Here is a 7,611-nt window from a genome sequence, read left to right on the forward strand (position 1 = left end):
GTTAAGTTACCTAAGTTTGCTTTAAAGGAGTAGATTATATGGGGTTAATAAATAGTAATGGGAAAACTTATAAAATAGAATGTATTCCTTTTGAAGATAAGGGTGAACAAGATGAAGAAGGGTATTACGAATATTATTATACAGGAATACGTATATTGTTCTACTTGGATAAAGAAATAATAACAGCTAGAATGTATGATGGAGAAACAGTGATTTCATTTTCAAAAAATCCTATTCTTATTTTTGGTGAAGAATTTGAAGCGATGAGAAAATATATAGTGCAGGAGTTTGGGGTAACTCGTTTTAAATATCTTGGTGGAGAAAACGGTTATATAGAGTTATAGTTCAAAAAAAGCTGGCATAAAACCAGCTTTTTTTGATGTGAAAATAAAGTTTCTATCGTTCAGGAAAGAGTGCATGATTTTACTGGACTATATACTACTCTTATTAAGACTTGAATGAATAGCTTTTTTTATAAGTACATTTTGATTTTGTTCCGTACGATTAATAGAATGCCACCTAAAATGGACAACAACCCTAGAGGCATCGTATCAGAGTTTACACCACCGGCTCTAGGAAGTTCTTTAGCATCATTGTTATCTTTTGCAATTGGTTTGTTATGCTGTAACTCAGTTGCTTTGTCTTCTATGTTTTGTTTCGTTTGCTGGAGTTCAGCTATTTTGTTTTCTATATTTTGTTCGGTCTGTTTCAGTTCAGCTATTTTGGTTTCTATATTTTGCTTTGTCTGTTGTAATTCAGCTAATTTATCTTCTGTTATCGTTTGTTTGTCACGTTTTAATTCAGCCAATTTATTTTCTATATTTTGTTTGATCTGTGCTAATTCAAATAATTTATCTTTTATTTTTTGTTTAGACTGTGCCAATTCTGTTAATGTAGCATCTATATCTTGTTTAATTTGTGTTAATTCAGCTACTTTCTCTTTAGCATGTTGCTTGTTTTGCTTGATTTCAGCTACTTTGTTTTCGGCATTTTGCTTAATCTGTTTGATTTCAGCTACTTTTTCTTCAACATGTTGCTGCGTTTGCTTGATTTCCGCTGCTTTTTCTTCAGCGTGTTGCTTAATTTCCGCTATTTTTTCTTCAGCGTGTTGCTTGTTCTGTTTGATTTCCGCTATTTTTTCTTCAGCGTGTTGCTTGTTCTGTTTAATTTCAGCTACTTTTTCTTCAGCATGTTGCTGAGCCTGCTTGATTTCCGCAGACTTTTCTTCAGCATGTTGTTTAATTTGAGCTACCTTTTCTTCAGCATGTTGCTGAGCCTGCTTGATTTCCGCAGATCTCTCTTCAGCACGTTGTTTAATCTCCGCTGCTTTTTCCTCAGCATGTTGCCGAGCTTGCTTGATTTCTGCAGATTTTTCTTCAGCATGTTGTTTAATTTCAGCTACTTTTTCTTCAGCATGTTGCCGAGCTTGCTTGATTTCCGCTAATTTGTCTTCAACATTTTGTGTAGTAGATTCATTGGTTTGAGCATGAATCGTATTAGCCCCTGTTAGCATTGCTAAAGCGAGTGTGGATATTGCTACTGTTTTTTTTGTACTCACTAGTTTGTACCTCTTTTCTTTCCTAAGTAATGAATTGTTATGTATAAAAGTTCAGGTGAAAATACATATTACGATATCAGTATATACTATAGAGAATGTTTGGAGAAAGTATTTGCGATTGAAGTGGATAGAGATATAAAAAGTTGTTATTTTAAGATTAATAAAAAAATTATCGCGATTTATAAAGCGAGTGTAATGATTTATAGACTAAAGTATTCTCTTTAGCTATTAAAAATTAACAAATCTTAATCATCTTGGAGTGAATGGTTGTCTAAATAATAATAGAACTTTCATGTGATTTATATATAAATCCAAATTAAAAAACGAACATCAACCCATTCTTTTTAGATGGATGAGAGGATCCGGCCATGGATAGAAGCGGTCAGTGCTTTTTTAGCCCCATCCCATGTGAAAACAGAAGGAGAAAATGAGTGAAGGTCTCTGTCTGTTCTTCATAACCATCATGTATCTGTTAGAAAATCAAATTGGATTTATATAGTAAAGAGAGGGGGAGTGAAATGAATGCGTGACTTACAAAGGGGAGCGTTATGAAGAATAAAACATTAGCAAGATAAGGTAGATGAAAAGTCACTACAAAAGAATGTTATTGTTCCAGAAAAGGGTACTTTAATTGAATAAAAGAAGAATACATATGCTAGTCATAATATGTATTCTCCTATATTTTTAAGTTTGGTATTCGTTAAAACCAATTGAATATTGTATATACTCCAATACAGGCACACACAAGAATTATTAGTAAAGTAGAAATACAACCAATAGGAACGAGTTTATCTTTCCACGTTTCTTCTGGGATTCGGACAATTTGTTCCGCTACACGACCTTGAGTAGGGCTAGTATATGTAAAGGAAAGATTATGAATTGTTGCAGAATCACCTTTGAATTTTAAAGTTTTTATAATTTCATTATGATTATTGCCTAGAGATTTTTCAAATTGCCGACATGCTTGAAGCATCTCAGGTGTTTTATTTTCTTCGAGATACCAATATCGTCCGGCCATTGTTGGATATTGTAACCGGAAATAAATATCGCCTAATTTTTTGCGAAGGGAAAGATCATCGGGATAAGCTTGAATTAAACCGTGAAGTCGTTCTCTCGCTTTTCCTAAGTCATGATTTTCAATATCTTTTTCAATTTTAATTAATGTCTTTTCTTTCACATAAGCCTCCTTTTCATTTTGTGATATGTAATAAAGCTCCAATAGCCCCACTAAAGCCATGATCTTGCAAGAAGATAGGTTTTTTATTTTGATACACTGTATAATTACCTATAATATTTTGCAGTTGTTTATTGTTTGAAAGTGTAGATCCAATATAAACAATATCATCTATGGCTTTTGCGTCTGCAAATTGAAGGCTTAATGCAGTGACTACTTCACCAACAAGGCCTTGAAGAGTGGCGAGTAAGTCAGATTTGCTATACTCACTTTCATTATTAACAGCTTTCCCAAAATTACTAGCTGTTAAATGACTATCAATAGGGGAGAGCATTCCGTTATAAATATCTCCAACTGTTATATCAAGAGTCTGCCTAGCACCTAGCTTTGTGTGCTGAATTACTTCTTCAAAACGATCGATGTTCGTTAATAGTTTTGATAATCCCATGATAGTTCCTCCGCCAATCCCTGTTCCTCCAGCGCGAATATAATGTTTGTCATAGACATAATGAATGGATGTTCCTGTACCGATATTTGTTAAAATAAAGTTATGTACGGAATGTTGTTCTTTCTCAATGAGATAATGAACACCTCCAAGAGTAGCTTCAAATTCGGCGAGGGATTCTATTTGGTATATTCCTGAAAATAATGTATGTAATGAATCAGCTTTCCCGCCAGTTATAGATAGTCTCTTTATATCTTTATTGTTATGTAACAACTCTTTAATTTTATGTTGTTCATGAGAGTAAAATTTTTCGAAATGTAATTCATTGTCTTGATTAAAATAAGCAATTTTTGTTAGTGTTCCTCCAGCATCAATACCGACAGCGCTCTTCATCTTTGTACTCCTTATCATTGTGTCGTTGTAATAATGAAAAAGTTTAATTAGCAATATAAACTAATAATTTTTCAACTATAACAATTGGTTCACCATTTACAGAAGCAATCCCTTTTCCAAGAATAAATCCACGTTTGTTTCGCAAAACTTCATATTGCAAATCTAGCTTGTCGCCAGGCATAGCAGTTCCAGTAAATGTTACCCCGTCTAATGAAGAGAGAAAACCGAGTCTACTAGAATCACTTGTCCCCACGAACGCTCCAAGCTGTGCAAGTGCCTCTACAATTAACACGTGGGGCATACTGTTTTGATTCTCATTTATAAACCATTCGTTACTTGTGATGAATTTGTATCCTTTTACAGATTTTTCGTTTTCAATTTCTGTGATTCTATCAATCATTAAAAACGGGTAGCGATGTGGGAGTGTATCGTTAATAGTTGTAATATTCATATGTTCCTCCAGTCGTAATCCTTAAATGAAAAAATAATAGCCCCTGCTAAAAAGGAAGCAGGGGAGTTGTGATTAATTTCTGACTAATGTATCTGCTTTTTCGGTCGAGAAAATGCCGCTATCTTTAATGTTCTCAACAACTTGTTGTAACACTTCTTTGTCTTGAACAAGCGCAATGCGCACAAAACCTTCACCATGTGGTCCAAAAGCATGACCAGGAGTTACAACAACATGCGCGCGATCCATTAATGCGTAAGCAAATTGTAATGAAGTCCAGCCGTTTGGTATTTCAGCCCATATGAACATACTGCCAGCTGGTTTCTCAACATGCCATCCAAAAGAAGCAAAGCCATCAACTAAAGTATCTCTTCGTTCTTGATAGATGGTGCGATTTTTGGCACAGAAGTCGGCACCTTGGCGTAAGGCAACGGATGCTGCCTTTTGAATTGGTAAAAATACGCCGTAATCTGTATTCGATTTAAATTGCGCTAGTGCACCTACAATCTCCTTATTTCCAATCATATAACCGATACGGCTACCAGCTAAGCTATAGCTTTTGGATAGAGAATTAATTTCAACACCAACTTCTTTAGCGCCAGGAACAGATAAGAAACTGATTGGTTTCTTACCATCGTAATAAAATTCTGCATAGGCGAAATCGTGTACCACAATGATATTGTGCTGTTTTGCAAAGTGGATGACATCCTTGAAGAAACCTTCATGTGCCATTGCTGGAACTGGGTTTCCAGGGAAGTTTAAGATCATCATTTTTGCTTGTGTAGCAATTTCCTCAGGAATGTCTTGTAAATTAGGTAAAAAATCATTTTCTTTCTTTAAAGGCATAAAGTAAGGTTTTGCACCTGCCATTTGAATACCCGTTTCATATGCTGTATATCCAGGATCAGGAACTAAAATAAGATCACCTGGATTTGCAAAAACCATAGGTAAGTGGACGAGTCCATCTTGGGAACCCATCAATAATAAAACTTCATTGTTAGGGTCCAGTGTAACGTTGTGAGTGTTATCGTAATATTCAGTTACCGATTCATGAAATTCTTGAATACCTGTTAACGTATAACCGTAATTTTCTTTTCCGCTTGCTGTATGTATCATAGCTTCTCTTACAATATCAGCAGGAGGCATATCCGGATTACCAATACTTAAATCAATCATTTTATAACCTGCTGTGATTTTTTCTTTTTTATAGGCTGCTAATTCACTAAAGATAGAAGATTGGAATGCTTTCATTCTAGTCGCTAATGTGTAATTCATCAAAAACCCCTCCTAAAAACACCTGTGTTTTCATTTATTCTTTTATTATTCTGAAAACACATAATTATATTTTATCACTTTTGGACAAGAATTCAAAATACAGTTGTGTAAAAAGAAAAAGCGGGGAGGACTAGGAATATGACTACTACCATATGACGAAGAGATGTTTTACGGTGAAAGAAACTCCAATTGGGTATCAAATTGGCATATTCATTTAATAAAAGAGAACTTAGAAGTTCTGTTTGGAAGTGGCTATGAATGAACCGTTATGAAAGAACTTTCGCAACCAGGAGAGTTTGCGGCAAAATAAATGAATTTTCAATTGATATGCTCCGTAAAAGATCAAAAGGTAACATTGCTAATGAAATACCAAAAATGTTGCTATCATCCAGTAAAGGGAAGAGCATGGAGTATACCGATAACAAATTATCGAGATATTCCATGCAAAAATGGTAAATGCGCTGTCACCAGAATTTGTTTACTAGCTAATGATGCACGCTGCCATCACAAGCTACCGAGAGATATGGGAGGAACTGCCGAGTTTAATACCCTAATTATTGTACATAAATTTGTCCACAGACTGATATACGCTACAAATGAAGAGACGATTAGAAAATATACGAGAATACTTCAATTGAACGATAAACAATTGAAGAAAATAAACAAACTCCGTAAAGTTTGTAATCTAGTTGCTTTAGTATAAAAGGATAAGATGGGACGCTGTATGCGATGAAAGTCGCACGTACAGTGTTAAGCGAGGATAAGATGGAGATAACTTCAAAGTCTTACCTATCGTAACTAGTAAGGAGTGGTCCTTATTAAAAAGCAAGAGCTGTATGGAAAGTTGTAAGATGTTCTTTTTAGCTGTATTAATAGTTAGGAAAACATAAATCTGGAAATAAAACTTGATATTCCGGGATTAATCGAAGATCAATAGTTGAGGTTGCGAAGGATATATATTTTTTTTCTAATTCATCTAGTGTTGCTAGGTGATGAGTACCTAAGCCATGCTGGATACTATGTTCAGAAAGAGTAGGACCAATTTGTAATTTTCGATTTTTCATAGCTGTATTCCATGGGCTGTAAAAGAATTTTAAAATGAAAGCAGGATACATGTAAACGATAAATGGATGAAGTGACCAATGTCGCCCTGCCGAATAGTTACCTTGCGAATAATTGTGGATGAATCTACCACCGTAGTAAGGGGCTGGGGGAGTAGGGGGAATTATAATCCCATGATAACGCTGTTTAACAAGGGGAATTCCGTATCTCGGATTGGTATAACCGTGAGTAGGTTCATCGACCATCAGAATAGTCCTAATGGAATACATGTTTTTCTCTAAAATAGCAAGAGAAGAGAAAAAGCCTTCCTTATCAAAACAGCAAAGAAATTCAGTGGTATTTAAAACCATTTTCCACCCTGTAATTTCTTTTTCTATTTCCATTACTTCTTGATCAACTAATAAGGCATCAAACTCTAATACTTTTGAATCTCGGATTTCCCAATGAGGTGCAAATAATCTACACATTTCTACTGAACGATCAGTAGATCCTCGATTAATAAGAATACCGTGATTAAATAGTTTTGTGTGGTGCATTAACCACCATGGGAGTAGATATTCTTCATTGTAAAAATGGGAAATTAAAGTTGTATTAATAAAAACACCTCCTTTTAGAAATGGATAAAATATTTTTTGTTCTAGTATACTATGATGCTTATCCTAAAAATTCTTTGTTGTAAATTCATATGAGTATTAAAACCAAAAAGGCATGTGCAATGCATGTCTATATAAATATATGTTTAGTTCACACAAATGTGAAAACACATTTAAATAAAAATTTCATTTTGTAGAAAAGGAGAATGGATATGAATTTATTAGAGTAATACATCAAAGAAGGGATCAGTGAGGGGCAGAGTGGATGAAAAGGTTTGATAAAGAGTTTGTAAAAGTAGAATTGGTTACTAATTGCTATAGACGAAAGTGTAAGGGAGAACAGATTTTTGATACTGAAAAATGGAAAAAGGTAAAAGCGCAAAGGTATTACATGGGATAAATAAAAGAACAGCTAGCAAAAACTAACTGCTCGGCTGGTTCTCCAAAAGAGGAAAGGAGAAGAGAACGTAGCTCAGCATGGAACGAGACTTGTTGGTAATTGTGAAGTAAGGGGACAAAATGAAAAAGACACCTTACCCAGTTGAAGGTGTCTTTCTTACGATTAGTCAAATGTTTTTTAGAGCTATAATTGATTAAATGCCAGAGATTTTAGGCCAATTAGAATGCAAACCAAATACCCCTAATATGTGTCTATTTTTTACT

Annotated in this window: 8 protein-coding genes; 2 read left to right on the forward strand and 6 right to left on the reverse strand. The window is 34.5% G+C overall.

Features of this window, described 5'->3' with window-relative positions:
• Positions 1-38: 38 nt before the first annotated feature.
• A complete protein-coding gene (locus ACX5JI_RS19840; RefSeq protein WP_459502758.1) occupies positions 39-344 on the forward strand; it encodes a hypothetical protein in 306 nt (101 codons plus the stop codon).
• A gap of 128 nt (positions 345-472) precedes the next feature.
• Here the strand turns inward: ACX5JI_RS19840 and ACX5JI_RS19845 are convergent, their stop codons facing one another.
• From ACX5JI_RS19845 to ACX5JI_RS19870, 6 genes are all read right to left on the reverse strand, one after another.
• Positions 473-1,558, reverse strand: a complete 1,086-nt coding sequence (locus ACX5JI_RS19845; protein WP_459502759.1) for a coiled-coil domain-containing protein — start codon at positions 1,556-1,558, stop codon at positions 473-475.
• Positions 1,559-2,258: 700 nt separating this feature from the next.
• Positions 2,259-2,795 (reverse strand): DUF6584 family protein, encoded by a 537-nt coding sequence (locus tag ACX5JI_RS19850; RefSeq protein ID WP_459502760.1) that lies wholly within the window; start codon positions 2,793-2,795, stop codon positions 2,259-2,261.
• A complete protein-coding gene (gene coaW / locus ACX5JI_RS19855) occupies positions 2,749-3,570 on the reverse strand; it encodes a type II pantothenate kinase (protein ID WP_459502761.1) in 822 nt (273 codons plus the stop codon). Before coaW ends, ACX5JI_RS19850 begins: the two co-directional genes overlap by 47 nt.
• 43 nt (positions 3,571-3,613) lie before the next feature.
• Entirely contained in the window at positions 3,614-4,021 is a 408-nt protein-coding gene (locus tag ACX5JI_RS19860; RefSeq protein ID WP_459502762.1) for a 3-hydroxyacyl-ACP dehydratase FabZ family protein, read from the reverse strand.
• A 72-nt stretch (positions 4,022-4,093) separates the two neighbouring features.
• Positions 4,094-5,293: an LL-diaminopimelate aminotransferase gene (locus ACX5JI_RS19865; protein WP_459502763.1), complete on the reverse strand. Its 1,200-nt coding sequence runs from the start codon at positions 5,291-5,293 to the stop codon at positions 4,094-4,096.
• A gap of 869 nt (positions 5,294-6,162) precedes the next feature.
• Complete coding sequence (locus ACX5JI_RS19870) at positions 6,163-6,891, reverse strand: ATP synthase subunit B family protein (RefSeq protein WP_459502764.1); 729 nt, start codon at positions 6,889-6,891, stop codon at positions 6,163-6,165.
• A 322-nt stretch (positions 6,892-7,213) separates the two neighbouring features.
• Here ACX5JI_RS19870 and ACX5JI_RS19875 point away from each other — a divergent pair, with 322 nt between their 5' ends.
• Positions 7,214-7,348, forward strand: coding sequence for a hypothetical protein (locus ACX5JI_RS19875; protein WP_459502765.1), 135 nt, complete (start codon positions 7,214-7,216; stop codon positions 7,346-7,348).
• Positions 7,349-7,611 lie beyond the last annotated feature (263 nt).

The sequence above is a fragment of the Bacillus sp. C1 genome (assembly GCF_054570475.1).

What these genes read in the sequence shown, in the direction of transcription:
- ACX5JI_RS19840 (WP_459502758.1), top strand. Translation starts at nt 39, where the DNA reads ATGGGGTTAATAAATAGTAATGGGAAAACTTATAAAATAGAATGTATT.
- ACX5JI_RS19850 (WP_459502760.1), bottom strand. Translation starts at nt 2,795, where the DNA reads ATGGCTTTAGTGGGGCTATTGGAGCTTTATTACATATCACAAAATGAA.
- coaW (WP_459502761.1), bottom strand. Translation starts at nt 3,570, where the DNA reads ATGAAGAGCGCTGTCGGTATTGATGCTGGAGGAACACTAACAAAAATT.
- ACX5JI_RS19860 (WP_459502762.1), bottom strand. Translation starts at nt 4,021, where the DNA reads ATGAATATTACAACTATTAACGATACACTCCCACATCGCTACCCGTTT.
- ACX5JI_RS19865 (WP_459502763.1), bottom strand. Translation starts at nt 5,293, where the DNA reads ATGAATTACACATTAGCGACTAGAATGAAAGCATTCCAATCTTCTATC.
- ACX5JI_RS19870 (WP_459502764.1), bottom strand. Translation starts at nt 6,891, where the DNA reads ATGCACCACACAAAACTATTTAATCACGGTATTCTTATTAATCGAGGA.
- ACX5JI_RS19875 (WP_459502765.1), top strand. Translation starts at nt 7,214, where the DNA reads ATGAAAAGGTTTGATAAAGAGTTTGTAAAAGTAGAATTGGTTACTAAT.